Here is a 26,288-nt window from a genome sequence, read left to right as displayed (position 1 = left end):
TTCAATAGGGGGGAGCAGGCCTGAAAAGCAGGCGCAAGTCGGCCAATGTAGCGGCTGACGGGGCGCTTGCCTAGTACTCACTGCCGGGCGGGGCCTGGAATGCGCCCTTCAAGACACTGCAAGTCCAAATGTGGGAGGGGGCTTGCCCCCGATAGCAGGGTGTCAGTCAGCACATCTGATACTGATATACCGCTATCGGGGGCAAGCCCCCTCCCACATTAGTCTTGTAGCGTCTGCGGGTTATTCGTCGGTGCCGATCACCTGCGAGCGGGTCACCTGCGCGGGGGGAAAGTGGCAGGTAAACGTGCTGCCGTGTCCCAGCACGCTGCTGATTTCCAGGCGGGCGCGATGGCGCAGCAGCACGTGCTTGACGATCGCCAGGCCCAGCCCGGTGCCGCCGGTGTTGGAGTTGCGGCTGGAATCGACGCGGTAGAAGCGTTCGGTCAAGCGCGGCAGGTGCTTGGCGTCGATGCCGATGCCGGAATCCTGCACGCTCAGGTGCGCGCCGTGTGCGTCAGCCCACCAGCGGATGCGGATATTGCCGTTGTCCTGGGTGTATTTCACCGCGTTGAACACCAGATTGGAGAACGCACTGCGCAGCTCGCCTTCGCTGCCCTTGAGCAACACCAGCGGGTCGGCTTCCAGGGTAATGTGCTGGCCGCGCTCGCCGGACAGGGCCTTGGCGTCATTCTTGATGGTGTACAGCAGGCTCTGCACGGCCACGGGGTGGTTGTCCGACGGATAATCAGTGGCTTCAAGCTTGGCCAGCAGCAACAGGTCGTTGAGCAGGGTTTGCATGCGTGAGCCTTGCTGCTGCATTTGCTGCAGGGCGCGACTCCAGCGCGGGTTGATCGCCTCGACATTGTCGAGCAGCGTCTCCAGATAGCCGCAGATCACCGTCAACGGTGTGCGCAGTTCGTGGGAAACGTTGGCGACGAAGTCTTTGCGCATCTGTTCCAACTGATGGATGCGGGTCACGTCGCGCACCAGCATCAGGTGCTCGTTGTTGCCGTAGCGCGTCAGGTACAGCTGGATACGCACGCGGTCGTTGGTGGGCGAGGGGATTTCCAGGGCTTCTTCGTAGTTGTCCTGCTCGAAGTATTCCTTGAAGCGCGGATGGCGCACCAGGTTGGTCACCGGCTGGCCGCTGTCCTGGGGCGTCTTGAGGCCCAGCAGGGTCTCGGCGGCGCGGTTCCACCATTCCAGGTTGCCGTCGCTGTCGAGCATGATCACCGCGTCCTTGAGCGCGGCAGTGGACTCCTGTACCCGGTCGATCACCGCTTGCAGGCGCCCGCGCACCCGTTGGTCGCGGCGTTGCAGGTGGTAGATGCTGTCGAACACCTCGCCCCACAGGCCGTAACCGTCGGGCGGTGCTTCGTCGGGTTTGTGCTGGCGCAGCCATTCATGCAGGCGCAGCAATTGTTTGAGGGTCCAGCCCAGGTACAGGGCGATGCCGATGGCCAGGCTCCAGCCGTAATAACCACTGATCAGCCCGACCAGCAGGCAACCGGTGATCAGCAGGAGCATGTGGCGAATCAGGGTGCCATGCCAGTTTTGGTTCATGGAGCGTCCTTGGGAGCAGCTTTAAGTTTCAAGCTGCAAGCTTCAAGTCAGAGCGAGGCGGTTTTGTCTTGCCGCTTGTAGCTGATCACTTGCAGCCAGGTTTCAACCTTTGGTTGAAAACCGGTAGCCCGTGCCACGCACGGTTTGTACCAGATTCTCATAGGCATCGCCCAAGGCTTTGCGCAGGCGGCGGATATGCACGTCGACCGTGCGCTCCTCCACGTACACATTGCCGCCCCACACCTGGTCCAGCAGTTGGCCGCGGGTGTAGGCGCGTTCCTGATGGGTCATGAAAAACTGCAGCAGGCGGTATTCGGTCGGGCCCATTTCGGCCGGCTTGCCGTCGATGGTCACCCGGTGGCTGATCGGGTCCAGGATCAGGCCGTCGACTTCGATGGGCGCTTCGCCATCGGTCGGGCCGGCCCGGCGCAGTACGGCTTTGAGGCGCGCGACCAGCTCTCGAGGGGAAAAAGGCTTGGTGATGTAGTCATCGGCGCCGACTTCCAGGCCCTGGATCTTGTTGTCCTCTTCGCCCTTGGCGGTGAGCATGATGATCGGGATATCCCCGGTCAGTTCGTCACGCTTGAGGCGCCGGGCCAGTTCGATGCCGGAGGTGCCGGGGAGCATCCAGTCGAGCAGGATCAGGTCCGGCTTGCGGTCGACGATAATGGCATGGGCCTGCTGGGAGTTCTCCGCCTCCAGGCAGTCGTAGCCGGCCATTTCCAACGCAACGGCGATCATCTCGCGAATGGGCGCTTCGTCGTCAACAATCAGAATGCTCCTGCCAACCATGCTCGAAATCCTCTTGTCATTTAACTGTCTTGCGCCGCATTAGATAACGGAATTATTGCAGTCGTGTGACAGTAATTTAGACGCTTGGGCAATTCACGGCACTCTGGACTACCCTTTGGGTCCGAATCCTGACAACCACAAAAGGAAGGTTCCGATGACTTACAGCACGATTTCCTGGAAAGCCCTGCTGGTAGCGGCCGCATTGACGCTGCCGGGCGTGGCATTCGCCGCAGAACCTGCGATGACGAAAAATGGGATGTTGGTCGATCACAAAGGCTTGACCCTCTACACCTTCGACAAGGATGCCGATGGCAAATCAGTGTGCAAGGACCAGTGCGCGACCAACTGGCCGCCACTGAAGGCGGAGTCTACCGATATCAAGGCTGGCGACTGGACAGTCATCACCCGCGACGACCAGACCAGCCAATGGGCCTACAAAGGCAAGCCGGTCTACACCTACAAGGATGACAAGAAGGCCGGGGACAAGACCGGTGATGGCAAGGGTGGGGTTTGGCACATCATCAAGCCTTGAGGCTGTTGCGCTTCTAAGACCATCGGGGGGCAAGCCCCCTCCCACAATTGATTTGTGAACGCTTTCAAATGTGGGAGGGGGCTTGCCCCCGATAGCGTCAGAACAGTCACCGCAATCCTCTCATCGCAACCCGTAGTCAGCCACAATCCCCACGAAAATCGCCAACCCCGCCCAATGGTTGTGCAAGAAGGCCTTGAAGCACTTCATGCGATCCCTGTCCCGGGTGTACCAGAATTCCCAGGCAAAACAGCCCGCCGCCGCCAGCAGCCCGAGGTGGAACCAGCCGCCCAGCTCGAACCGAGCCCCCGCGAGCAACAGGCACACCAGCGCCAGCCCCTGCAGGGTGAGAATGATCACACGGTCAGCATCACCAAACAGAATCGCGGTGGATTTCACCCCGATCTTCACGTCGTCGTCGCGGTCGGTCATCGCGTAATAGGTGTCGTAACCCACCGTCCACAACAGGTTGGCGATGTACAGCAGCCACGCCTCGGCCGGCAGGTGGCCGGTCTCGGCCGTGAACGCCATCGGCATGCCCCATGAAAACGCCGCGCCCAGCACCACCTGCGGGTAATAGGTGTAGCGCTTCATGAACGGATAGCTCGCCGCCAGTGCCAGCCCGCCGAGGGACAGCAGGATGGTGCTGGCGTTGGTCAGCAGCACCAGCAGGAAGCTGACGCCCATCAACAGCGCAAAAAACACCAACGCCTCTTTCGAACTGATCCTGCCGCTGACCAGCGGACGTTGCTCGGTGCGTTTCACATGGCCGTCGACCTTGCGGTCGGCCCAGTCATTGATCACACAGCCACCGGCACGGGTCAGCACCACGCCCAGCACGAAAATCATGATATTGAGCAGCGACGGCGAGCCCTTGCCGGCGATCCACAGCGCCCATAGCGTCGGCCACAGCAGCAGGTAGATGCCGATAGGCTTGTCCATGCGCGTCAGCTGAATGAAATCCCAGGCCCTGGGGTTCAGGCGATTCAAGGATTTGAGTGCGCGTTGATACATCAGCGGTTCTCCGGATGGTCCTGCAGCACCTGCCAGAAACTCGGCAGGAAAACTTCCGCCACCAGCACGCTCAGCGAGCCACGATCAAAGCGCGAGCGGCGTGCCCACAGCCCGTCGGCCTGATCCGCCGTGGGTAGCCATGGCCCTGGGTAATGGCACACCTCGATCGGCTGGCGGGTAAAGGCGCGGTCGCAGAACAACAACTCGCCCAGCGACCGGCTGCCCAACTCATCCATATGCAAGCCGTCGCCCTGCAATGCATCGCGCGACGCGACACTGCGGGCAAATACCCAAGGCTGGCCATGCCCGCGCAAATACACCTCGCGCACCCAGCCGATAGTCGCCGGGGGCAGGTCCAGCGCCGCGCATTCATCGTCGCGCAACGCTTGCCAGCCCTCGAGCAGCGGCGTCACGCTGAAGCCGCTCGCGGACAGCCCCGTCAGCCGCCGCGTCAGCGAGCCTTCATCGAACAGCCAATCGAGGGTCAGGGGCGCAGGCATTGGGCTCAGCAGGCTCTGGGGCAGCCATCGGCAAGCATCGGAAGGGGTGATTGAGTGCGGCACGGCGAGTCAATATTGGCAGCAAAAGAGGCGGCGAGCTTACCATGACGACCTGAACTTTTGCCGCGCTGAACCGGCCGTTTGCGCCGATCGTGCTTGCATCTGCCGGCCGCGATCAGTACAAAACGCCCTGAGCCGAGCGGCAGCGCAGGTTTATCGACCGTCGGCCAAGATGCCTGGACCCTGAGGAAGCAAGTAATGAAGAAGTGGCAATGTATCGTCTGTGGCCTGATTTACAACGAAGCGGATGGCTGGCCGGATGACGGAATCGCTCCTGGCACCCCGTGGCAGGACGTCCCGGAAGATTGGCTGTGCCCGGACTGCGGCGTGGGCAAAATGGATTTCGAAATGATCGAAATCGGCTAATTCGAAGTTTACGAAACCTACTACAAGGAGAAAGGAATGAACGCACCTGTCGTGATCATTGGCACAGGATTGGCCGGTTACAACGTAGCTCGGGAGTTTCGCAAGCTCGACGGCGACACCCCATTGCTGCTGATCACCGCAGATGACGGGCGCTCCTACTCCAAGCCCATGCTTTCCACCGGGTTTGGCAAGAACAAGGAAGCCGATGGCCTGAGCATGGCTGAACCTGGTGCCATGGCCGAGCAACTCAAGGCGCAAGTGCGCACCCACACGCGTATCAGCGGCATTGACCCAGGCCACAAGCGTCTGTGGATCGGCGAGGAATCGGTGGCCTATCGTGACCTGATCCTGGCGTGGGGCGCAGAGACTGTCCGCGTACCCGTGGAGGGTGACGGCGCCGAGCTGGTTTTCCCGATCAATGATCTCGAAGACTACGCGCGCTTTCGCGCCGCAGCTGCAGGCAAACGCCGCGTGCTGCTGCTCGGCGCCGGCCTGATCGGCTGTGAATTTGCCAACGACCTGATCCTTGGCGGCTATGAAGTCGATCTGGTCGCGCCGTGCGAACAAGTCATGCCGACCCTGCTGCATCCGGCAGCGGCGGCTGCGGTGCAAGCCGGGCTGGAAGGGCTTGGCGCGCGTTTCCACCTGGGGCCGGTGCTCAACCGCCTGCTACGCAATGCTGACGGCCTCGAAGCCCATCTGTCTGACGGTGAAGTGATCCAGTGCGACCTGGTGGTGTCCGCCATCGGCCTGCGCCCACGCATAGATCTGGCGGCGGCGGCCGGCCTGCAAGTCAACCGGGGCATCATGGTGGATCGTCACCTCAAGACCTCTCACGCTAATATCTACGCCTTGGGCGACTGCGCCGAAGTCGATGGCTTGAACCTGCTGTACGTCATGCCCTTGATGAGTTGCGCCCGCGCCTTGGCCCAGACCCTGGCCGGCAACGCCACGGCCGTCAGCTACGGGCCGATGCCGATCACTGTAAAAACCCCGGTCTGCCCGCTGGTGGTCTCACCGCCTCCACGCGGCGGCGAAGGCGTATGGAGTGTCGAAGGCGAGGGCGCCGACATCAAGGCCCTGTGCCGCGACGCCAGCGGTCGCCTGCTGGGCTATGCGCTGACCGGTACCGCCGTCATGGAAAAACTGGCATTGAATAAGGAACTTCCGCCGCTGCTGGCGTAAATGTCGGTCGTTCTGTCGGAATCAGCCTCTTCTTACCTGTAGAAAGGTCGCGGCGAGGCTGGCGGAGCGTGCGAGGGCATGCCATCCTCACTCCCGTCTGCCGCAGAGTAGAGCCTGCGGCGCCTTGGCGCTGCTCCACCAGAGAGCAGCACGGACATAACAACAAAAAACCGTCAAAGAGGCTTCATATATGCGTAAACCAGATCTCGCAGCCGCCATCGCTGAAAAAGCCGATCTCACCAAAGAACAGGCCAACCGCGTACTCAACGCCGTTCTCGAAGAAATCACCGGCGCCCTGCACCGCAAGGACAGCGTTACCCTGGTCGGCTTCGGCACTTTCCTGCAACGCCACCGCGGCGCCCGCACCGGCAAAAACCCGCAAACCGGTGAGCCTGTGAAGATCAAGGCCAGCAACACCGTCGCTTTCAAGCCGGGTAAATCGCTTAAAGACAGCGTCAATCCGTAATAAGCGGGACCGCCCCAAGGGAGGCGGGATGGTATGAAAAAAAGGGCACGCCGACGGGATCGGGTGCCCTTTTTTTGGTCTTTGTGTTTGTGTGATCAGCTAAATTGAACGAGGAAGTAGCCCCCTATTTCGCCTTCTTTCATTTTTTTCGCTCGATTATCGGCAAATACATAACCTATGCCGCCACCGAATATACCTTCGTGACGAGCGCTTAATTTTGCGATATCGGCGTCGGTCAACTGAGCCAGGAAATAGTAGCGAGGGTTTTCATACAGAGGGTCTTGCAGCCATGCCGGGCGCCCTAGAACCTTGCTGATACCCACCCCACATTCCACGTCTTCCAGTTCTTCTTCCATTTGTTCGGGAGTCAACGGTTGCTGTGCGATGTACCTTCGCGGAATCGGGTCAGCCAATGTAGCGGGTGTGAGCTCAGCGGAAGCGAGCGTGTGAAGCAGGACACGGCTATGGCCAGTTTGAAGTGTCTGCATCTCGCTTTGTTGATGAACAACCAACTTGCGTACCGATGAGCGTGTGTAGGTTTCGTCATTTCGCTCAACGCTGACAAACACCGTCAGCGCCATTCCAGGTGGAATGAATGGCACGCTCAGGAACGTTGAAGTCATCATCATCACGGGCAGCATCAATTGCCCGGTTTGCGGGTCTTTAGGCCAGAGAGCGAGATCTTTCAGCCACGCGCCTCCACCTACCTGTCCAAGGCTATGATCCTGCTCTGAAAGAATGATTTGGTTGATGCCCATAGCGCGTGATCCTTTAGAAACAACCTTTTCGTTTGGCGAATGAGGTGGCGGAGCGCCTCGCCGTTCTGGCCTGTTGTTGCGTGATGATGCCGGTTTTGACCAGCGAGTTGTGTATGGCTTGAGACATGAGGCGAATTTCCAGCTTGCCGCGCTTGAGCATTTGGTTAGGGCCCATGCCGCGCGCGCGTCGCAAACGATTTTCCTCGGCATGTACCATGTCGTGATGCTTAGGTGACAACGCAATGGACGGGTTGCCCTTGTAGCGACGGCCTTTGGCAATACCTTTTTCTTCCAAGAATTTATTACGGACAATCTCGTGTGCTTCAAGCCCATCGTTCTTGTGCGCCTTGGCACCGTAACCTGCGACCTCACCTTCTTTTAGCAGTCCAAGCGGGTCGATCCACCCGGCTGTATTGGGTGCGTACTGATAGAGGTTATAACCCCCCGCTAACCCAATCGGATCCGGCGTCGTAAACCGTCCCACATCCGGATCATAAAACCGAAACGTGTTGTAGTGCAGCCCGATCTCCCGATCCAGGTACTGCCCCTGGAACCGCACATTCTGCTCTTCGATAAAATACGCTTCACGCACTTCTTCGACCGTGTTCCCCCATACCTGATACCGCGCCTGCCACACGGTTTTCCCGTCAGCTTCGGTCAGTTGTTCAGGCAACCCATTCAGGTCGTTGTGGTAGTACCGCACGCTCTGATGCTCGCCGGTCCCGTCCACGCGAGCAAGCGGTGCATAGCCGTCGTCTTCATAGATATAGAGGCTGGTCTGGCTGTGCCGATGTTCCTGCAGCAGGCGCAGGCCTTCCCAATCAAAGCGGGTTTCGCCCAACGGGTAGCCGTTGCTGTCCTGTTCGGTTTTAGCGATGCGCCGCCCGAGTGGGTCGTAGGTCATGTTCACGACCGTTTCGCGCCCGTCTTTCTGGCTACGCACCTGGATCAAGCGATGCTCGGCGTCGTAGGCGAAATATTGCACACCCTGCACAGCGCTGCGCTTTTCGATCATTCGACCGAAACCGTCATATCGGTAGCGTTTGTCCTGGTAGGTCAACAGCTTGTTGTGCACCACCAGTCCCGCACTGGTCGCCGGCCCGTCCAGCAGGTTCGCGGCAGCATCGTAGGCAAACGTTTCTCGCTGGCCCTGGGCGTTGTCCTGGCTGGCGATAATGCGTCCAGTCGCGTCGTAGTGCAGCAATTGGCGTTGATCGCGGTGTTTTTCCCGGTCGCGCTCCAGGCGGCCGATCAGGTTATCGGCCGGGTCGTAGTCGAAGTGTTTTTGCTGGGCGGCTGGCAGTTGCGTTGGCTGGCCACTGGGGCGGCGTATCCGCGAGCGCAGGCGGCCGCTGCGGTCGTATTCGCTGCGCGTGGTGATCTGGCCTTGGGTACGCAGGACTTCACGGTGCAGGCGATCGCGCTCGAAGTCGCTGATGACGCGGCCGTCGAGATTGATCTGATGCAAGTGGCCGCTGCCGTAGTACAGGCGATTGAGCCAACGGCCGTCGGGCAATTGCGTCTGGATCAGGTTGCCCAGTTCATCGTAGTGGTAGTTCAGGCTCCCGGCGGCGCTTTGTTCGGTGAGTAGTTGGCCGCATGGGTCGTAGGCGAAAGCCAGTGTCTGGGTGGTTTCGTCGTTGCCGGTAAAGGTGATACCGGTGAGTTGGTCCAACGGGTCGTAGGCGTATTCGGTGCAGCCATCACGGGTGTGTTTGAGCAGCAGGCGGCCAACCGCGTCCCGTTCGAGACGATGCACGATTGAAGGCTCAGGTGCCTGTCCGGTAGGCACGTACTCGACAGCGGCTACGTTATCAAGAAGGTCATAGGCATAACGTCGAGCGCTGCCATCGAGGTCTTGTTGCTCTACAAGGCGGTCGCATGGGTCCCAGGTAAAGCGGTAACTCTCACCGTTTTCATTGGTCAGGGTCTGGAGGTGCCCATAGGCGTCGTAGCGGAACTCAATCTGCCGGCCGTGGGCATCTATTCGTTGGCGCACGTGCCCGCGACGACCGTATTGGTAGCGGGTGGTTTGACCTGCGGCATCGATATAGCCGATCAACAAGCCGCTGGTATCGCGCAGGTACTGCTCGATGCGGCCGTCTGGCATTTCGCTCTGCAACAGCCTGCCTTGGTTGTCGTGTTGATAACGCTGCCGCTCACCCAAGGCGTCAATGACGACCTGCAAATGACCTTGGCGGTCGTACTCGAATGCTGTGGGGTACCCAGAACAATCGATATGCTGGATTAACTGTCCGGTTTCATTCCAGCGCAGGGTTTTGCTTTTACCCGTGGCGTCGATGATCTCCACCACCTGTCCAAACGTATCGTAGCGATACCGTGTGACATGCCCCAACGGGTCGATTTCACTGACGCAATTGCCCCGCTGGTCGTACTGATATTGCCATGCGTGGCCTGCCGCATCGGTCTCCACCAGCGGCAGCGACCAATGCTCCAGCCACAACGTTGACTCGACGCGCCCCAACGGATCCTGGGTGCTGCACAGGTTGCCGGAATCGTCGTAGCCGAACTGCCATTTGCCGCCTTGCGGGTCAGTCGCACTGAGCAACTGACGCTCGTCATTCCATTCAAATTGCCAGGTTTTCCCCAGGTTGTCGGTGTACTCGGTTATCTGGTACTGCGGGTTCCAGCGCCGTGTGCTGACCCGTTGCAAGCCGTCAGTTATGCGTGTGACGCCGCTCGGCAGGTCGTAGTCGAACCGGTACTCGTCACCTTCGTCAGTCCAGTGCCGCACGACGCGCCATTCGCTACCGTCCACGCAGTCCCATTGGTAATAGCAGCGCAGCCCGGTAGGCAGCTGGTGCTCGATCATGCGTTGGCCGCTGTCGTAGGCGAAACGGCGTTGCACGTTGGTGGCGTTATCGCGAACTTCGGCCAGATCGCTGCGGGCGTCGTAGCGGTAACTGACAAGAGGCTCTCGACTGTGATCGGGGTATAGCCGCTCGATGTGTTCCACCCGGGCAGGCCATTGCTGGCTGTAGCCCAGTTCGATGCGCACCTGGTCGAACGTATCTCGCAGTCGGCTCAGACGACCCTGGCTGTCGTAGTCGAGAAAAATACGGTTGTCATTACGATCCCCCAGCTGACTGAGGCGCAGGTGAAAGGGCGCGCCCGGGGTTGGCTCGAACAGCCGATAGAGGCCGTCGACGCTTTCGATCAGCAGTTGACCATTGGTGTTGCGCCGCACGCTCAAGCCTTCGCCGGCACTGAACACGGCGCCTCCCAATGGGATGACGCCCATGTCGATTTGTCGTGCCTGTTCGTCGGTATAGATCAGCCGCTCCCCGCCGTCAGGGTGTGCCTGGATCGCGGCAAACACCTCGTAGATCACGCTCCAGCCGGCACCGAACAAACCATTGCGGCGCTCATCCCGGCTGCTGTAGTAGCGTTGCCATTCGATCGGCAGCAGGCCTGGAAGAGCGAAGTCCAGGTCGTCTTCACCATCGAGGATTTTAGCGCCGGTTGAGCTATGCACCGGATTGGGCGAACCGACCACTGCCGAGGTAATGGCATTGGTCACCTGGCTGGTACCCCACGAAACCAGTCCGCCTACCACCATACACGGCAGCTTGCTGAAGAACTTCGAGCCGCCACCGCGCAGCATCAACAGTGCGGTCACCGCCAGCCCGACACCGGGCGTCTTGCCACTGCGGATCTCGCGGACCACCACCGGGCTACCGCCAATACGCACGTTGCTGGAGATCATCCCCGACTCGACAATCGATGCGTCGCAGGTACTTCGGTCACCGCTGCGGGCGGCCGGCTGGCCATTAATCGTGACCTTGCTGGAGCCTTCGGCAATGAACTGAGGTGGCATGGGTGGATGCTTGGTGCAAATCACGATGTCCAGCGGTTTGGGAACAGCACCCGGCGCAGGCACCGCCACGGTAGGGCGCCACATCTGCGAGAAAAAGCCCTTGGCCATGTCCAGGTAGCTGGCTTCCTCGGGAGTGCCGCCTTCGGCAGGTTGCGGGCTGACCGGGCCGATTGCGCCTGCGGCACGCGCAGCGGGTATGCCGTTGGTGAAGGTGTTATGTGAGCCGGTGGCAATAGTCGCCATCACGACCGGCGGAAACAGGGCATTGCCTAGCCAGTCACAGACCTTTGTCAGTCCCTTGTCCGCCCCCGTCTTGCTCATGCCGATGCCGACGATGATGCCCACCACTGCGCCCAGCACAAAGCAGCCCAGCCCGCCGGTGACGACGGTAATACCGGTCGCCGCCACCACGGCGGCTGTCGCGACCGCAGTAATCGCTATGTTGGCTGCGACTTCCAGTACACCGCCCAGAATGTCGGCCATCGCAGAGGTGTGCAGCAGGCCGTCGCCGAGACGTGCCGCCCAGAGTGCGTCAGACATGGAGGAGAGGCTTCAAGGCTGCGGATTCAGCAACAGGGTTTGTTTGATAGTCGCCCAGTGCGCATTTTCAGCGTCGCCCAGGGGCTGGGCTTTGACATAGCTCAGAGCAAGCATTTGCCGGGTACCCGGTATCACTAGCGCCAACTGATACTGATGTATGCGCTCGGCACCTTTGCTGAACTGGTTATGCACTTCGATGGCATCGATATCCTGCGCTGCGCCCACTCGCACGGCCTGGGCGGGTTGGTAGCGCAGGTCTTGCACTTGTTTCTGCAGCTTGGTCAGTTGTTCCTCGAAGTTGCTCTGCAGTGTTTCGCCATCGCTGAGAAGGCTGCGGCTGACGATCAATGACGTACCCAGGGCGGCAAACTTCAGAATATTGATGGAAGCATCCTGAACCTCATCGCTGGGCAGGGTGAATTGAAATTCATTGAGTCGATAAGTCATTAAACACAGTTCTCGTTATTGGCCGGAAGACGGCTTGGGGAACATGGAGTTGACGGCAGCGTCGATGTCGCCCTTGACCCCTTGGCCCATGGGGGTTGTACCGCCTTTACCGCCAATATTCAGGTGCAGTTTGCCCCCTGTATTAATTTCAGAGCTGCCTTCGGAGTACACATTGATCTGAACACCAGTGAGGTTGATCTGCCCGCTGGCATTGAGCTCCAGCACGCTTTTGCCACAGACCAAACGCAGGTTTTCGCCCACTTCGATCAGGTAGCTTTTACTGATGGCGTCTGTCTTGCTGAACCCCACCATGAGCATGTCGTCGTGCTTGACTGCGCGTACACGGTCGTTGCCGATGGTCACCACCTCGTCATGCCCAATACTCTTATTCCGGTCATGCCCCACCGAATGGCTCTCATCCACCTCCACCACGATGTCCTGATTACGCTCGGCATGGATGTACAACTGCTCCAACCCCTTCTTGTCCTCCATGCGGATTTCATTGAAGTTGGCCGGCGTGCCGCCTTTGCTGGAGCGGCTTTTCATGCCGCTCTGGGTCGCGTTCTCCGGCAGGTCGTAAGGTACGGTTTGCTCAGCGTTGTACACACGCCCGGTGATGATCGGTCGGTCCGGGTCGCCTTCGAGGAAGCTGACGATCACTTCCTGGCCGATCCGTGGGATCTGCATCGAGCCCCAGTTCTTGCCGGCCCAGGATTGCGACACGCGGATCCAGCACGAGCTGTTTTCGTTGGACTGGTCGTGGCGGTCCCAGTAAAAGTGCACCTTCACGCGGCCGTATTGGTCGGTCCAGATTTCCTCGCCCTTGGGGCCCACCACCAGTGCGGTCTGCGGGCCTTTGACGACGGGGCGGTGGGTGTTGGCCAGCGGGCGGAAGCTTTGCTGGGCGTCGATGCAGGTGAGGCTGCTTTCAAACTGCGCGCCGCCTGAGCCGCCGCCGCTTTCCAGGCTTTCCTGAACGATGTAGTAGCGACAGCCGACGATCAGGTATTCACGGTTCTGGTCCTGGCGGCTGAAGCCGGTGAGGCTGAACAGGTGGCCCGAACCCAAGCCACGGGCGTTGCCGGCGAACTCGATCTGTTCATGCAGGGTTTGCAGGGCTTCGATACGGGTGCGCGCGTAGTGTTCGCCGTCGGCGCTCTGCACGTAGGTGCCGGGATAGTCGTACAGCGGATAGTCGCCGGCGGTGTGCGGGCGCGGCATGGCCGAGCGCACGTCGATGCTGGCGCTGGGGCGTTGGAAATCGTAGTCGTTGAGCTCCAGCGACCCCGGCTGCACCTCCTGCGCCAGGTGCCAGTTATGCATATGGTCGCGTTCGCGCTGCTGCTCGTCCTTGGGGTAATACGGGATCGACGCGTAGCCGGGCACCGTGGTGTGGGCGCCGTAGGCGTCGGCCAGCACCAGCACGTGACGGTCCTGCTCGTGGCGGAAGAAGTAGTAGATGCCTTCCTGTTCCATCAGGCGGCTGACAAAATCGAAGCTGGTCTCGCGGTACTGCACGCAGTATTCCCACTCGCGATACGGCCGGCTCAGGGCATCTTCGAAGTCGGAAAAACCCAGGTCGCGGAACACCTGCTTGATGATCTGCGGGATGCTCAGGTTCTGAAAAATCCGGCAGTCGGAGGTGCGGCTGAGCAGCCACAGCCAGGGGCGCAGCGTCACCTGGTAACTGGCGAACTGGCCTTGGTCGATGTTCTGGCTGCAGCGCGCGACGATGCCGTGAAAGTGCCGCTCGCCACCGTCGGCCAGTTGCAGGCCGACGCTCATTGGCTTGCCCAGCAACTGGTTGAGGTCGATGTTGGCGTCCAGGGACGTCAGTTGCAGCTCATAGTTGAACAGCCTTCCTAACTCTTCACCGCCACCCATTTCATTGAGCAGCAGCACATCCGGCCCGAGAGGGCTGGTGATTTTGGCCAGGCGTGAGGCTTGGTTGAATAGCATCGGTTAACCTGTAAATGACTAAATAACTGAAGAAACCGAATCCAAATGTGGGAGGGGGCTTGCTCCCGATAACAGTGTGTCAGTTGATACATTGGGTGACTGGTGCACCGCTATCGGGAGCAAGCCCCCTCCCACATTTTGAGCAGTATTTCGTCAGGTTAATCGCTGAAGTCGTAGTGCAATTCATTATCCCGGCTGCTGATGCGCACCCCCGCCAGCGCCTTGCCTTCGAGCATGCGCGTGAGGAATTCACGGCTCATGTCCGGCAGCAGGCTGTTGGTCAGGATGGTGTCGATCATGCGCCCGCCGCTTTCGGTTTCGGTGCAGCGTGAGACGATCAGGTCGACCACCGCGTCGTCGTAGTCGAAGGCGACCTTGTGGGTATTCTCCACGCGCTTCTTGATGCGGTTCAGTTGCAGGCGAGTGATCGCCTTGAGCATCTCGTCGCTCAGCGGGTAATAGGGAATGGTTACCAGGCGGCCGAGCAGCGCGGGTGGGAAAATCTCCAGCAGCGGCTGGCGCAGGGCCTTGGCGATTTCCTCGGGCTCGGGGATGTTCGCCGGGTCTTTGCAGACGCGGGAAATCAGCTCGGTACCGGCATTGGTGGTCAGCAGGATCAAGGTGTTCTTGAAGTCGATCACCCGGCCTTCGCCGTCTTCCATCACGCCCTTGTCAAACACTTGGAAGAAGATTTCATGCACATCCGGGTGGGCTTTTTCCACCTCGTCCAGCAGCACCACGCTGTAGGGTTTGCGCCGCACCGCTTCAGTCAGCACGCCGCCTTCGCCATAGCCGATATAGCCCGGTGGCGCACCTTTGAGGGTGGAAACCGTGTGGGCTTCCTGGAATTCGCTCATGTTGATGGTGATCACGTTCTGCTCGCCGCCGTACATGGCTTCGGCCAGGGCCAGGGCGGTTTCGGTCTTGCCCACACCCGAGGTGCCTGCCAGCATGAACACGCCAATCGGCTTGCTCGGGTTGTCGAGGCCGGCGCGGGAGGTCTGGATGCGCTTGGCAATCATCTGCAGGGCGTGGTCCTGGCCGATGATGCGTTTCTTGAGGTGCTGGTCGAGGTTGAGTACGGTTTCCAGTTCGTTGCGCGCCATGCGGCCCACCGGAATACCGGTCCAGTCGGCGACCACCGAGGCCACGGCCTGGTAATCCACGGTGGGCAGGATCAACGGGGTTTCGCCTTGCAGGGCGCTGAGGCGCTGTTGCAGGTCCACCAGTTGGGCGCGCAATTCGTCGTTGCCGCTGTCGACTTCGCCGATTTTTTCACGCAGCGTCGCGCGGGTGGCGAGCAGCTCATCCACCAAAGCTTTCTCGTCGGCCCAACGGTTTTCCAGAGTGGCCAGACGCTCACGCTCGGCGCTCAGCAACGCTTCGCTGTTGGTTTGACGCGCGCCAATCGCAATGCCGATCGCATGTTCTCGAGCGATGATTTGCAGTTCGGTTTCCAGCGCTTCGATACGGCGGCGGCTGTCGTCCACTTCGGCAGGCACCGCGTGCAGGCTGATGGCGACGCGGGCGCAGGCGGTGTCCAGCAGGCTCACGGATTTGTCTGGCAACTGGCGCGCGGGGATGTAGCGATGGGACAGCTTCACCGAGGCTTCCAGGGCTTCATCGAGAATCTGCACCTGATGGTGTTTCTCCATGGTCGAGGCTACGCCGCGCATCATCAGCAGCGCTTTGTCTTCCGACGGCTCGGCAACTTGCACCACCTGGAAGCGGCGGGTCAGGGCCGGGTCTTTTTCGATGTGCTTCTTGTACTCGGCCCAGGTCGTGGCGGCCACGGTACGCAAGGTGCCACGGGCCAAGGCAGGCTTGAGCAGGTTGGCCGCATCGCCAGTACCGGCAGCGCCACCGGCACCGACCAGGGTGTGAGCCTCGTCGATAAACAGGATGATTGGCTTGGCCGAGGCCTGCACGTCTTCGATGACTTGGCGCAGGCGCTGTTCGAACTCGCCTTTCATGCTCGCGCCGGCTTGCAGCAAGCCCACGTCGAGGCTGCGCAGTTCCACGTCCTTGAGCGCCGGCGGTACATCGCCGGCGACGATGCGCAGGGCGAAACCTTCGACCACGGCTGTCTTGCCCACCCCGGCTTCACCGGTGAGGATCGGATTGTTCTGGCGCCGACGCATGAGGATATCCACCAGTTGGCGAATCTCTTCATCACGCCCCACGATCGGATCGAGCTTGCCGCTGCGCGCCTGTTCGGTCAGGTCGACGGTGAAGCGCTTGAGCGCTTCCTGCTTGCCCATCGCGCTGGGGGCCATGGCGCCGCTGGCTTCGCCGGGAACACCGGCATTGAAACCATCGCTGGCGCCGAGGGCATTCTCGGGTGAGTCGCCGACGTATTCATCAAAGCGCTCGCTCAGGGCCTCGGGCTTGATCTTGTCGAACTCGGCCGACAAGCCCAGCAGCGCATGGCGCAGGCTCGGGGTTTTCAGGATGCCCAGCACCAGGTAACCGGTGCGCACCTGGCTTTCGCCGAACATCAGGCTGCCGTACACCCAACCGCGCTCCACGGCTTCTTCCACATGGGACGACAGGTCGGTGATCGAGGTCGAGCCACGCGGCAGGCGGTCCAGGGCTTCGGTGAGGTCGCGGGCCAGGCGCGCCGGCTCCACGTTGAACTGGCGGATGATGCGGTGCAGGTCCGAATCCTGCAGTTGCAGCAACTGGTGAAACCAGTGGGCCAGTTCCACATACGGGTTGCCCCGCAGTTTGCAGAACACGGTGGCGGCTTCGATGGCCTTGTAGGCCACGCTGTTGAGTTTGCCGAACAGTGCGGCGCGACTGATTTCACCCATGCTCTGGATTCCTTGAGGTGGTGGCGTGATCGGCGTAATGCCGTGCCAGGATTAGGTCGTTGGCGTCATGCGCAGGTTGGCCGAGCCAGGTGTTGAAGCCCAGGCGGAACTGGCCGTTGAGTTGCAGCGCCGGGACTTCGGGTTGTTGCAGAACCAGGTTCAAGTCCCAGTCCAGTTCATGGCCCAGGTACTCGGCGACCCACGCCACCAGCTCGTTGAACGGCTGGTGGCCGGGCAGCATGCCCATGTAATCGTCGAGTTTCAGCGGCCCGAGGCGAATGCGGAATTTGTGCTGGCGGTCCCACACATGGCTGCCCAGGCAAAAATCCACGCCGAGCCGGTTGGCGCTGACGCCGACGCGGCTGCGTTCGGGCAATTCCAGCCACTGGCCGACGTATTCTTCGATTTCCACCGGCAAGCTGAAGTACTCGCTGAGGATGGCCTTCAAGCCATCCGGGTAACGGGTCTGCGCCGACAGGTGGCCGCTGTAATGCAGCTTCGCCGTGTCGGGGATCAAGCCCTGGTTGAGCAAGCTCGGCATGCCGCGGCCACTCAAGGCGGCGAGGCGTGCGGACCAGTAGTCATCATCCGGGCGGTCATGGCTGACCGTCGGGCGTGCCTCGGCCCAGGCCCGGTAGAACAGGGTCAGCAGGCGATGGTGGAACACATCCAGGAACTGTTTGCTGGTGCTGTCGGCATTGTTGCGCTGGCGCTCGCGCACGTACTCGGTGATATGCAGCGGCAGCGGGCCGTTGGGGCCGCCGAGGCCGAAGAAGAACTGCTCCAGCCGCGCCGGCTTGCCATCAGTGCCGGGGACGACCGAGGCCAGCGTGGCCGGGGCGAAGGTGCAATCGGCCTGTTGCCCCAGGCGCAGCGGGTCATCCGCCAGGCGCAGGGAATGGCCCAGGCGCGGCAGGTCTGGTGATTCGCACTCGATACGCCGCAGCGCCTGGAAGAAGTCATATTCCCAGGGCTCCTGGTGCATCGCGTCCAGGGTACTCACAGGGTCGGACGACGTCCGGGCTTGGCTTTCCATCGCATGATCTCGCCGCGTTCGGTGGTACGGATCACCGTCTCGGTAAAACTGTTGATCGACACGTAGCGTGCCAGGAAGCGTTCCAGCACCGCACCAAGCAGGAACACGCCGGTGCCGCGAAACGCGTTTTCATCGAATTCCAGGGTGATCTCTAACCCGCGGCCAAACACAATCGGGCCCGGCATTGACAGGCGTCGGGTCACCGCCTTGCTGCTGACGTCGCGCAAGCCTTCGATCTGCAATTGCAGGGCGGCGTCGTTGCTGTCGCCGTACAGGCGCAACAGCTCACGCAAGGCACCGGCGCCCTGGCCCTGTTCGCTTAAGGAAAGGTAGTTGAGCGACAACTGGCTGATCAGCCGCCAGGCCTTGGCATCGTGGGCATGGCTGGGGCGCGGGCGGCTGGGACCTGCGACGCACCGCACCGAGAGCACTGGGGCGCTGTCGGCCAGGGTGAAATCGGTCTTGCCGTTGCCCACGCTCATGAACAGCGGCAGGTCGCGGTTGGTGCACAGTGCGGTCACGCCCAACTGGCGCAGATCATGGCGGTACGGTGCTTGCCGGCTGTCCACCAGGCTGACGAAGGTTTCGCTGCCCACATAGGTGGAACGCGGGCCGTTGCGGCGCTGGTCGCTGGACAGCACACGCGGTTCGCGGCGCACCGTGTAATAGGCTTGGTCGCGGCCGTAGCGGGAGGGATCGCGCACCGCGTAAAACGGCAAAAATGGCTGCTCCGGCCCGGTGCCATGGCCGGTGATGCCGCTCAACGAATGAATCTCGAAATCCATCGGCCGCGTGCGGTCGGCGATCACATGGTGTTCGTTGACCCGGTCGGACAGATGGATGCGGTCCACGCGCTTGGGGAACAGGTTGATCGCCGGCGTGCAGAACGGCAGGAACTGCGCCGCGCCGACGCTGCCCTCCAGGCTCGGTTCGTGACGGTCGAACAGCACAATCAGTTCCAACTCCTGGCCGTCGCAGCGTTTGACCGCACGGCTCAGTTCGGCGAATTCAACGAACAGGAAGCGGTGGGGCAGGGCGAAGTATTCCTGCAACAACCGATAGCCCTGGAACGCACGCGCTACCACCGGCATGGCCGCGTCGGCATCGTCAAAGCCCCGTGAGCGCAAGGCGTCCTGAGGCAAGCGCTCAACCCAATCACCGCCGGGCTTGCGTGCGAACACCGCACAGGCGTTGCCCAGCAATTGTTCATAGAGGCGGAACGGTTGCTCATCGGCGCCGCTGAGGTACAGCGGCAGGTTATCCAGGTCGAGGCTGTTGAATGGCAACTCGGCGCCGGTGCGCAGGGTCAGGCGCAAACCGGCCTTGGCTTTCGGTTCGCTGGCGGCCAGGCGGCCGAGCACGGCGGCAGGGTTGCCGAAGTATTCAGCATTGCTCACCTGCAACGGCCACAGCGTCACCGGGTGCGCGGTGCGGTACTCGCAGCAGGTCTGGGTTTCACGGCCCAGGGCGGCGCGCAGTACCGTGTCGCGGGGCAGGGGGAAGCCGCTGGCGAGGGAGCCTTCGTCGGGGTCGGTCTGCAGTTGCACCACGGTCATCGACGGGGTGGGCGCCAGGTAATGCGGGTAGGCGATTTCCAGCAGGTTGTGGGTGAAGGTCGGGTACTCGGCGTCGAGCTTGAGCTGCACGCGGGCGGTGAGGTAGGCAAAGCCCTCGAGCAGGCGTTCGACGTACGGGTCGGCGCAGTCCATGCCGGACAGGGTCAGCCGACTGGCGATCTTCGGGTATTCCTTGGCGAACTCGGCGGCGCTTTCGCGCACGTGGTGCAATTCCTGGTTGTACAGCTCCAGCAGGCGCGGGTTCATGGGCGCCTCCGTTGGTCGGCGTTCACTACACGCACATGGCCGGACTCCAGGTCCAGGTCGGTTTGCAGCAGCAGGCGCAACGGCACCGGCTGGGCCCACAGGTCGCCTTCGATCTCGAAACTCAAGGCGTTGTGGTTCATTTCACCCTGGCCGACGCGGGCTTTGACGCGCAGCGTGTGGCGCAGGATGCGCGGCTCGAACGTCGCGATGGCTTGGTAGATCAGCGCTTCCAGGGCCTTGATGTCCACGCTGGAAACGCTGTTGCCCGCCAGCGCCGGCAGGCCGTAATTGACCACCGAGGTGCCGGCCGGGGTGTGCAGCGTGGCATCGGCATCGAGCAACGACGTGGTGTTGAGCAGCCACGCCAGGTCGCGTAATACCGAGGCTTTCAATTGGGTCAGGGACAGCACGCGTTTGTCGGCGCTTTCCTTTGGATTGGTTGGGTCGTCGTCGGTCAGCCGGTCCAGCAGGGACGGTTGCAGACGGTCGCGGGAAGCGATTTCAGTTACCACCAAAGCAGCTCCACGGACGGGTTGCGAGAGGAACATAAGGTTTGCGACCGTGGCGTGAAACCACGGTCACAAGGGCTATCAGCGCTTGGTGTTGGAACGGATGTTCCAGCCAAACTTGATCGCGCCGCCGTCTTTGGTGCCGTCGGCTTTCTGCGGCTGGTAGTCGACCATCACTTGGGCGAAGTTCAGGGTGACGTTCTCGGTCAGGCGGTCATCGGTGCCTGAACCGCCGGTGCTCAGCGAGGTCACCAGGACTTCTTCCAGGTTGATCACCATGTACTCGACCTGGCTTTCGCCACCGGCCTTGCGCACGGTCAGCTTGACCTTGTCGATGTGCTTGCCGCTGGCGCAGTGCATCATCAGGTTCGGCGACGCCTTGTCGACGTATTTGGTCAGCGACAGGTCCTGGATATTCACCTTGCCCGCGCCGCCGCCACCGCCCACATGCATGTTGCCGGACTGGGCCATGCCCCAGCTCCAGTTCAGCACGTCGATCTCGTCCTTGTGGGCCTTGTCCATGGACTCGCCCTTGATGTCGCCGATCTTGATGAAAATATCAACAGCCATGTTTTCTCCCTGTGTGGCCCTGGCCACTTGATTTGGTGATCGTTCCCACGCTCTGCGTGGTAACGCATCCTGTGACGCTCTGCGTTACTGGGACGCAGAGCGTCCCCGGGCGGCATTCCCACGCGGAGCGTGGGAACGAGCGAGTTACTTAAGCACTCTTGGCCGAAGGCAGCTTCGATACCAAACGCAACGACACCGTCAGCCCTTCGAGCTGGTAGTGCGGACGCAGGTAGAACTTGGAGTTGTAGTACCCCGGGTTGCCTTCCACTTCTTCCACGATCACTTCGGCGGCTGCCAAGGGATGCTGGGCCTTGGTGGTTTCGGTGGAGTGCGCCGGGTCACCGTCGACGTAGTTGAGGATCCAGTCCTGCAACCAGCGCTGCATTTCGTCCTTCTCTTTGAAGGAGCCGACCTTGTCGCGCACGATGCACTTCAAGTAGTGCGCGAAACGGCAGGTGGCGAACAGGTACGGCAGGCGCGCGGCCAGGTTGGCGTTGGCGGTAGCGTCCGGGTCATCGTATTCGGCCGGTTTCTGCAACGACTGGGCGCCGATGAACGCGGCGAAGTCGGTGTTTTTCTTGTGCAGCAGCGGCATGAAACCGTTCTTCGCCAGTTCCGCTTCACGGCGGTCGCTGATGGCGATTTCGGTCGGGCACTTCATGTCCACGCCACCGTCGTCGGTCGGGAAGGTGTGGGCCGGCAGGTTTTCCACTTCACCGCCGGACTCGATGCCACGGATGCGCGAGCACCAGCCGTAGTGCTTGAACGAACGGTTGATGTTCACCGCCATCGCGTACGCGGCGTTGGCCCAGGTGTACTTGGAGCTGTCGGCACCGTCGGTGTTTTCTTCGAAGGCGAAGGCTTCCACCGGGTCGGTCTTGGCGCCGTACGGCAGGCGCGCCAGGAAGCGCGGCATGGTCAGGCCGATGTAGCGCGAATCTTCCGATTCACGCAGCGAGCGCCAGCCGGCGTATTCCGGGGTGGTGAAGATCTTGGTCAGGTCGCGCGGGTTCGACAGTTCCTGCCACGAGCCCATGCCCATCACGGTCGGCGAAGCCGCAGCGATGAATGGCGAGTGCATGGCGGCGCAGACTTTCGACAGCTCGCCCAGCAATTCCACATCGGGCGGCGACTGGTCGAAGTAGTAGTCGCCTACCAGGCAGCCGTAAGGTTCGCCGCCGAACTGGCCGTATTCTTCTTCGTACATCTTCTTGAAGATCGGGCTCTGGTCCCACGCCGTGCCTTTGAATTTCTTCAAGGTCTTGTGCAGGTCCGGCTTGGAGATGTTGAGCACGCGAATCTTCAGCTGCTCATCGCTCTCGGTGTTGTTGACCAGGTAGTGCAGGCCACGCCAGGCGCTTTCCAGCTGCTGGAAATCCTGATGGTGGATGATCTGGTTGACCTGGGCGGTGAGCTTGGCGTCGATGGCGGCGATGATCGATTCGATCGACTTGATCGCGTCGTTGGACACCAGGTCGGTTTGCGCCAAAGCCTGTTCGGCCAGGGTGCGCACGGCGGTTTCCACGGCTTCGCGGGCGCGCTCGGTCTTAGGCTTGAATTCTTGCATCAACAGCGAGGCGAACTCGCTGGTTTCTTCGGTGGCGCCCAGGTTGGACGCGCCTTCGCGAACGGTATTGTCAGTCATGCTTACTGCTCCCCTGCAGGCTTGGGCGCACTGGCAAGTGCCTGGAGCAGTGCCGGGTCCTTGATCGCCTTCATGATGATTTCTTCGGCGCCGGTCTTGCCGTCCATGTAGGTCAGCAGGTTGGCCAGTTGGGTGCGGGCTTCGAGCAGCTGGTTCAAGGAATCGACCTTGCGCGCCACGGCGGCCGGGCTGAAGTCGTCCATGCTTTCGAAGGTGATGTCCAGGCTCAGGTTGCCTTCGCCTGTCAGCTCATTGGGTACGTGGAACGCCACGCGTGGCTGCATGGCCTTGAGGCGGGAGTCAAAGTTGTCGACGTCCACTTCAAGGAACTTGCGGTCGGCCACGGGTGCCAGCGGCTCGGCAGGCTTGCCGGCGAGGTCGGCCATCACGCCCATGACGAAGGGCAGCTGGACCTTTTTCTCGGCGCCGTAGAGCTCGACGTCGTACTCGATCTGCACTCGAGGCGCGCGGTTGCGCGCGATGAATTTCTGAGAACTTTGCTTCGCCACGTTGCTGCTCCTGGTCGCTTGAGCGACGGTGTTGTTACTGCACGGTCCGGCGGCTTACTCGCTGTCTGGGCCGCGCAGGTTTTCAAATTGGGACATGCCGTCGGGAATCAGATTGCGCACGATGGCCGCGAAATCGGCGTGCACCAGATTCTTCGCGCGGTTCAACAGCACCGGCAGCGGGCTCGAAGGCTCATGCCGGGTGTAATACGCAAGGATTTTGTCGAGGCTGCGCAGCACCTCATCGCGGCTGGCGATATCGCCGGCAGGACGGGGTGCTGCGGGGGCGGCGTAGTTCACCGAGGGAGCTTTGTCTTCACTGACGGCCTCGGGTTCGCTGCTGCTGTCGGTGCCTGGCACCGCTTGGTTGAGCAGTTGCAAGGCCTGCTTGAGCGGCTGTTTCAACGCGCTGAGGTCCACGCCCCGGGCGGAACCGACCTGCTCGTTGACCTGTTGTTCGATGGCTTCGCAGGCGGCACGCGCCGCGCTCAAGGCGTCGCGGGTGGCCTGCAGTTGCTCCGGGTCGCTGTCGAGGAACGCGGCGTTGAGTTGCTGGGCGCCCAGTTGTTCATCGGGAAAACTCAGCAGGCCGCTGGCGTTCAACGCGGCGCGCAGGCTCACCGGGCCAAAGGTGCGCGAACGCGTGAGGATGCTCTCGCGCAGCAGACGAATCGTGGTGTCGCCGGTCAAGCCGGACAGCGCGTTGATGCGCACGGTGGGGTCGTTATCGTCATCGGCATCCAGGCGCGGGTGCAGGTCGGCCCAGTATTGGCGCAATAACGCATCGATCAGGGTCAGGACGTCGGCCAGCCCGACCACGCCTTGCAGGGCGAGCGAGCTTTGCAGCAGGAAATGGGTGATGCGCAGGTCTTTGCTGCGCTGCAGCAAGTCGAGGCTCTGCTGCTGGATGCTGCGCCATTCGGGTGGCTCAGCGGGCAGGATCGAATCGCCCATGCTGCGCTCGGGCTGGCCCTTGGCATCACGTTCCAATTGCAGAAATTGCGCGTCATATTCCATGTCTTCGCCACAGGGCGAGGACGCGGAAACGGCGGTGAGCAACAATGGCACATCCACTGAGTTCGATCTCCCTATCAGCCCGTTAGATGCCGGGCAATGCATGCATTAGTTGCGCGGTGAACTTTGCATGTTCTTGGTGATACCATCAGAGTGCCACTATCGTGCCATCATTGATGTTCAAGAAGTTGTGCATTTTTGGTGTAGTACTTATGCCTTGTCAAGGTAAGCTATTCGCCCTCTGTGACAGATGTGCGGTGTTTAACAACCTGCGCGACTGGTGGGTCGAACCGTGCGCCCGCAGAGGATTTTTGTCATGCAAGCCAGATAAGATCAGCGATCATGCTGGCAATTGCAGATTTAGACGGTCGTCCCCACGACCTGGCGGAGTATCCAGGCAAGCGTAGCCCTTGGATCGACCGCGCGCGATGTATCAGCAAGGAGGCAAGATGTCGCTGTGTTTGACTATCACTAGTTATCACAAGATTACCCCTGGGCAGTGCTCCGAAAAGTCCATGAACCAGGGCTCGATGGCGATCGGCCGCAGTTCGGAAAACGACTGGGTACTGCCCGACCCCGAGCGCCTCGTCTCCTCCCAACATTGCATTATTCAATACAAAGATGGCCGTTATTACCTGACCGATAACAGCACCAACGGCGTGGAGTTGGTTAACGCCGGTATCCGTTTGCGCCGGGGTAACAGCGAGCCGCTGCAGGATGGCGAGCTGATCCGGATCGGCGATTACGAAATCCAGGCGCGTATTGATTTCAACGTGCAGGCCGTCGACAGCCAGCCGTTTGCCGGTGAGTCGCCGAACAGCTTTGAAGCGCTGATGGGCGCGGTGGCGAGCCCGCCCGCGCCGACGCCAATGATCGCGCCGCAGTTCCATGGCGCCTCGTCGATGGAAACCCTGCCGGATCTGTTCGACTTCCTCAGCCCCGCCGCCGTGCCACCGCCCACCGTGGCGGACCATGTGCCGTCCGAACAACACGACTTCCGTGCGCCGGAGCCGGTCGCCGTGCCGGTTGTCGACACACCGGTGGTACAAGGTTCGGTGATTCCCGAAGACTGGGACCCGTTTGGCGACGCGCCCGCGCCGCTCGTCAATGCCGCGCCAGCTCCCGCGCCGATGCCCCCACCGCCGCCCGTGGTTGAGCCTGTTGCGCGCCCCGACGGCGACGCCCAGCCACAGCCCGACCTGCTGCAAGCCTTTCTGCGCGGTGCCGGCCTCGATCAGATGCGCCTGGACCAGGCCGCTGCCTGCGCCCAGATGGAAAGCATCGGCCGCAGCTACCGGCTGATGGTCGAAGGCCTGATCGACGTATTGCGTGCCCGCGCCAGCCTCAAGGGCGAATTTCGCATGCAGCAAACCATGATCCGCCCCGCCGAAAACAACCCGTTGAAATTCGCCCCGAATGCCGACGAAGCGTTACTGCTGCTGCTTCGTCACGGCAACCAGGCGTTTATGGCGCCTGATGTCGCGGTACGTGACAGTTTCGACGACCTGCGCACCCACCAATTGGCGGTGATGGCCGGCGTGGAAGCCTCGCTCAAGCACCTGCTGCTGCGCTTTGAACCGGCGCAATTGGAAGAGCGCATGGGCAAGCCCGCTGGCCTCTCGAGTATTTTCAACGGCTCGCGCCAGGCCCAGTACTGGCAGCAATTCACCGAGCTTTACAACACTATTTCCCGCGAGGCCCAGGAAGATTTCCAGGACCTGTTCGGCCGCGAATTCAGCCGGGCCTACGAAGAGCACAGCGCACGACAGCGACGCTGAACCGCGTCGCACTGATGGATAAAACGGATAGCTAAACACGTCATTGAGGACACAGGATGATTCCCAGGTTTTTACTCGTAGCCGCCACCGCGCTGCTGCTGGCGGCGTGTGCCAAGGACGCGGCCAAACCCGAAGCCGCTGCCGAGGCTGAAGCGGACACGGCTGCCGTCGAATTGCATTTTCACGCGATTGCCGGGCTCAACCCCGGCGCCAATGGCCAGGCCGCCCCGGTACGGGTGCGTATTTTCGAGCTGAAAAACGCCGCCACCTTCGCCCGCTCCGATTACTTCGCCCTGGCCGATCGTGCGCAATCCACCCTTGGCCTGGACCTGCTCGACCAGGACGAAGTGGTGATCCAGCCCGGCCAACAGCTGAGCATCCAGCGCGATCTCGACCCGGCCACGCGCCAGATCGGCCTGCTGGTGGGCTATCGCGAGCTGGACCGCGCGCAATGGCGCACCGTTATCAACGTGCCGCCGCGCCAATACACCGAATATCAGATCAGCCTCGATGTGCGTGCTGTGCGCGCAGACGTCGTGGCTACCCCCGCCAGCCCAGCCCACTAACAAGCAATCGG

Annotated in this window: 22 protein-coding genes; 6 read left to right on the top strand and 16 right to left on the bottom strand. The window is 61.3% G+C overall.

Going from position 1 to position 26,288, the window contains the following annotated elements:
* Positions 1-240: 240 nt before the first annotated feature.
* Positions 241-1,563, bottom strand: coding sequence for a phosphate regulon sensor histidine kinase PhoR (gene phoR / locus C4J90_RS26335; protein ID WP_124365014.1), 1,323 nt, complete (start codon positions 1,561-1,563; stop codon positions 241-243).
* A 102-nt stretch (positions 1,564-1,665) separates the two neighbouring features.
* Entirely contained in the window at positions 1,666-2,355 is a 690-nt protein-coding gene (phoB, locus tag C4J90_RS26330) for a phosphate regulon transcriptional regulator PhoB (protein WP_003195617.1), read from the bottom strand.
* A 154-nt stretch (positions 2,356-2,509) separates the two neighbouring features.
* Here phoB and C4J90_RS26325 point away from each other — a divergent pair, with 154 nt between their 5' ends.
* Entirely contained in the window at positions 2,510-2,887 is a 378-nt protein-coding gene (locus C4J90_RS26325; RefSeq protein WP_124421134.1) for a hypothetical protein, read from the top strand.
* Positions 2,888-3,007: 120 nt separating this feature from the next.
* On the opposite strand, the gene ubiA is transcribed toward C4J90_RS26325, so the two are convergent.
* Both ubiA and C4J90_RS26315 read right to left on the bottom strand, forming a co-directional pair.
* Positions 3,008-3,898, bottom strand: coding sequence for a 4-hydroxybenzoate octaprenyltransferase (ubiA, locus tag C4J90_RS26320; RefSeq protein ID WP_124365012.1), 891 nt, complete (start codon positions 3,896-3,898; stop codon positions 3,008-3,010).
* Positions 3,898-4,461: a chorismate lyase gene (locus C4J90_RS26315; protein WP_124421133.1), complete on the bottom strand. Its 564-nt coding sequence runs from the start codon at positions 4,459-4,461 to the stop codon at positions 3,898-3,900. The genes ubiA and C4J90_RS26315 overlap by 1 nt, the downstream gene beginning before the upstream one ends.
* 195 nt (positions 4,462-4,656) lie before the next feature.
* On the opposite strand from C4J90_RS26315, the gene C4J90_RS26310 reads away from it, so the two are divergent.
* The 3 genes from C4J90_RS26310 (at position 4,657) to C4J90_RS26300 (ending at position 6,475) form a co-directional block, all read left to right on the top strand.
* Complete coding sequence (locus C4J90_RS26310) at positions 4,657-4,824, top strand: rubredoxin (RefSeq protein ID WP_095093029.1); 168 nt, start codon at positions 4,657-4,659, stop codon at positions 4,822-4,824.
* A gap of 36 nt (positions 4,825-4,860) precedes the next feature.
* Positions 4,861-6,009 carry an NAD(P)/FAD-dependent oxidoreductase gene (locus tag C4J90_RS26305; protein WP_124421132.1) on the top strand — a complete coding sequence of 383 codons (1,149 nt, stop codon included), beginning with the start codon at positions 4,861-4,863 and terminating at the stop codon, positions 6,007-6,009.
* A gap of 190 nt (positions 6,010-6,199) precedes the next feature.
* Complete coding sequence (locus C4J90_RS26300) at positions 6,200-6,475, top strand: HU family DNA-binding protein (protein ID WP_003195589.1); 276 nt, start codon at positions 6,200-6,202, stop codon at positions 6,473-6,475.
* A 95-nt stretch (positions 6,476-6,570) separates the two neighbouring features.
* Here the strand turns inward: C4J90_RS26300 and C4J90_RS26295 are convergent, their stop codons facing one another.
* The 12 genes from C4J90_RS26295 to tssA all read right to left on the bottom strand — a co-directional run bounded on the left by C4J90_RS26295 (position 6,571) and on the right by tssA (position 23,993).
* On the bottom strand, positions 6,571-7,233 hold the full coding sequence (locus C4J90_RS26295; protein ID WP_124415931.1) for a hypothetical protein: 663 nt from the start codon (positions 7,231-7,233) through the stop codon (positions 6,571-6,573).
* Positions 7,234-7,246: 13 nt separating this feature from the next.
* On the bottom strand, positions 7,247-11,611 hold the full coding sequence (locus tag C4J90_RS26290; RefSeq protein ID WP_256658901.1) for an RHS repeat-associated core domain-containing protein: 4,365 nt from the start codon (positions 11,609-11,611) through the stop codon (positions 7,247-7,249).
* Between the two features lie 12 nt (positions 11,612-11,623).
* Positions 11,624-12,058 (bottom strand): DcrB-related protein, encoded by a 435-nt coding sequence (locus C4J90_RS26285; protein ID WP_124415930.1) that lies wholly within the window; start codon positions 12,056-12,058, stop codon positions 11,624-11,626.
* 15 nt (positions 12,059-12,073) lie between these two features.
* Positions 12,074-14,017, bottom strand: a complete 1,944-nt coding sequence (locus tag C4J90_RS26280; RefSeq protein WP_124421131.1) for a type VI secretion system Vgr family protein — start codon at positions 14,015-14,017, stop codon at positions 12,074-12,076.
* Positions 14,018-14,175: 158 nt separating this feature from the next.
* Positions 14,176-16,830, bottom strand: coding sequence for a type VI secretion system ATPase TssH (gene tssH, locus C4J90_RS26275; RefSeq protein ID WP_124421130.1), 2,655 nt, complete (start codon positions 16,828-16,830; stop codon positions 14,176-14,178).
* A complete protein-coding gene (gene tssG, locus C4J90_RS26270) occupies positions 16,823-17,866 on the bottom strand; it encodes a type VI secretion system baseplate subunit TssG (protein WP_124421129.1) in 1,044 nt (347 codons plus the stop codon). Before tssG ends, tssH begins: the two co-directional genes overlap by 8 nt.
* Positions 17,830-19,689, bottom strand: a complete 1,860-nt coding sequence (tssF, locus tag C4J90_RS26265) for a type VI secretion system baseplate subunit TssF (protein WP_124421128.1) — start codon at positions 19,687-19,689, stop codon at positions 17,830-17,832. Before tssF ends, tssG begins: the two co-directional genes overlap by 37 nt.
* Positions 19,686-20,201 (bottom strand): type VI secretion system baseplate subunit TssE, encoded by a 516-nt coding sequence (tssE, locus tag C4J90_RS26260; protein WP_042945974.1) that lies wholly within the window; start codon positions 20,199-20,201, stop codon positions 19,686-19,688. Before tssE ends, tssF begins: the two co-directional genes overlap by 4 nt.
* A 78-nt stretch (positions 20,202-20,279) precedes the next feature.
* Positions 20,280-20,768 carry a type VI secretion system tube protein Hcp gene (locus C4J90_RS26255; RefSeq protein WP_005792512.1) on the bottom strand — a complete coding sequence of 163 codons (489 nt, stop codon included), beginning with the start codon at positions 20,766-20,768 and terminating at the stop codon, positions 20,280-20,282.
* Between the two features lie 148 nt (positions 20,769-20,916).
* A complete protein-coding gene (gene tssC / locus C4J90_RS26250; RefSeq protein ID WP_065953261.1) occupies positions 20,917-22,413 on the bottom strand; it encodes a type VI secretion system contractile sheath large subunit in 1,497 nt (498 codons plus the stop codon).
* Between the two features lie 2 nt (positions 22,414-22,415).
* A complete protein-coding gene (gene tssB / locus C4J90_RS26245; protein WP_003195557.1) occupies positions 22,416-22,922 on the bottom strand; it encodes a type VI secretion system contractile sheath small subunit in 507 nt (168 codons plus the stop codon).
* Positions 22,923-22,976: 54 nt separating this feature from the next.
* Positions 22,977-23,993 (bottom strand): type VI secretion system protein TssA, encoded by a 1,017-nt coding sequence (gene tssA / locus C4J90_RS26240; protein ID WP_124421127.1) that lies wholly within the window; start codon positions 23,991-23,993, stop codon positions 22,977-22,979.
* Between the two features lie 389 nt (positions 23,994-24,382).
* Here tssA and tagH point away from each other — a divergent pair, with 389 nt between their 5' ends.
* Entirely contained in the window at positions 24,383-25,711 is a 1,329-nt protein-coding gene (gene tagH, locus C4J90_RS26235) for a type VI secretion system-associated FHA domain protein TagH (RefSeq protein WP_124421126.1), read from the top strand.
* 56 nt (positions 25,712-25,767) lie between these two features.
* Positions 25,768-26,277: a type VI secretion system lipoprotein TssJ gene (gene tssJ / locus C4J90_RS26230; RefSeq protein WP_124364999.1), complete on the top strand. Its 510-nt coding sequence runs from the start codon at positions 25,768-25,770 to the stop codon at positions 26,275-26,277.
* Positions 26,278-26,288: the final 11 nt, after the last annotated feature.

This window comes from Pseudomonas sp. R2-60-08W, assembly GCF_003852335.1.
Taxonomy (GTDB): Bacteria; Pseudomonadota; Gammaproteobacteria; order Pseudomonadales; family Pseudomonadaceae; genus Aquipseudomonas.
This window is presented reverse-complemented; position numbering and strand designations above follow the sequence as displayed.

What these genes read in the sequence shown, in the direction of transcription:
- phoR (WP_124365014.1), bottom strand. Translation starts at nt 1,563, where the DNA reads ATGAACCAAAACTGGCATGGCACCCTGATTCGCCACATGCTCCTGCTG.
- phoB (WP_003195617.1), bottom strand. Translation starts at nt 2,355, where the DNA reads ATGGTTGGCAGGAGCATTCTGATTGTTGACGACGAAGCGCCCATTCGC.
- C4J90_RS26325 (WP_124421134.1), top strand. Translation starts at nt 2,510, where the DNA reads ATGACTTACAGCACGATTTCCTGGAAAGCCCTGCTGGTAGCGGCCGCA.
- ubiA (WP_124365012.1), bottom strand. Translation starts at nt 3,898, where the DNA reads ATGTATCAACGCGCACTCAAATCCTTGAATCGCCTGAACCCCAGGGCC.
- C4J90_RS26310 (WP_095093029.1), top strand. Translation starts at nt 4,657, where the DNA reads ATGAAGAAGTGGCAATGTATCGTCTGTGGCCTGATTTACAACGAAGCG.
- C4J90_RS26305 (WP_124421132.1), top strand. Translation starts at nt 4,861, where the DNA reads ATGAACGCACCTGTCGTGATCATTGGCACAGGATTGGCCGGTTACAAC.
- C4J90_RS26300 (WP_003195589.1), top strand. Translation starts at nt 6,200, where the DNA reads ATGCGTAAACCAGATCTCGCAGCCGCCATCGCTGAAAAAGCCGATCTC.
- C4J90_RS26295 (WP_124415931.1), bottom strand. Translation starts at nt 7,233, where the DNA reads ATGGGCATCAACCAAATCATTCTTTCAGAGCAGGATCATAGCCTTGGA.
- C4J90_RS26290 (WP_256658901.1), bottom strand. Translation starts at nt 11,611, where the DNA reads ATGTCTGACGCACTCTGGGCGGCACGTCTCGGCGACGGCCTGCTGCAC.
- C4J90_RS26285 (WP_124415930.1), bottom strand. Translation starts at nt 12,058, where the DNA reads ATGACTTATCGACTCAATGAATTTCAATTCACCCTGCCCAGCGATGAG.
- C4J90_RS26280 (WP_124421131.1), bottom strand. Translation starts at nt 14,017, where the DNA reads ATGCTATTCAACCAAGCCTCACGCCTGGCCAAAATCACCAGCCCTCTC.
- tssH (WP_124421130.1), bottom strand. Translation starts at nt 16,830, where the DNA reads ATGGGTGAAATCAGTCGCGCCGCACTGTTCGGCAAACTCAACAGCGTG.
- tssG (WP_124421129.1), bottom strand. Translation starts at nt 17,866, where the DNA reads ATGGAAAGCCAAGCCCGGACGTCGTCCGACCCTGTGAGTACCCTGGAC.
- tssF (WP_124421128.1), bottom strand. Translation starts at nt 19,689, where the DNA reads ATGAACCCGCGCCTGCTGGAGCTGTACAACCAGGAATTGCACCACGTG.
- C4J90_RS26255 (WP_005792512.1), bottom strand. Translation starts at nt 20,768, where the DNA reads ATGGCTGTTGATATTTTCATCAAGATCGGCGACATCAAGGGCGAGTCC.
- tssC (WP_065953261.1), bottom strand. Translation starts at nt 22,413, where the DNA reads ATGACTGACAATACCGTTCGCGAAGGCGCGTCCAACCTGGGCGCCACC.
- tagH (WP_124421126.1), top strand. Translation starts at nt 24,383, where the DNA reads ATGTCGCTGTGTTTGACTATCACTAGTTATCACAAGATTACCCCTGGG.
- tssJ (WP_124364999.1), top strand. Translation starts at nt 25,768, where the DNA reads ATGATTCCCAGGTTTTTACTCGTAGCCGCCACCGCGCTGCTGCTGGCG.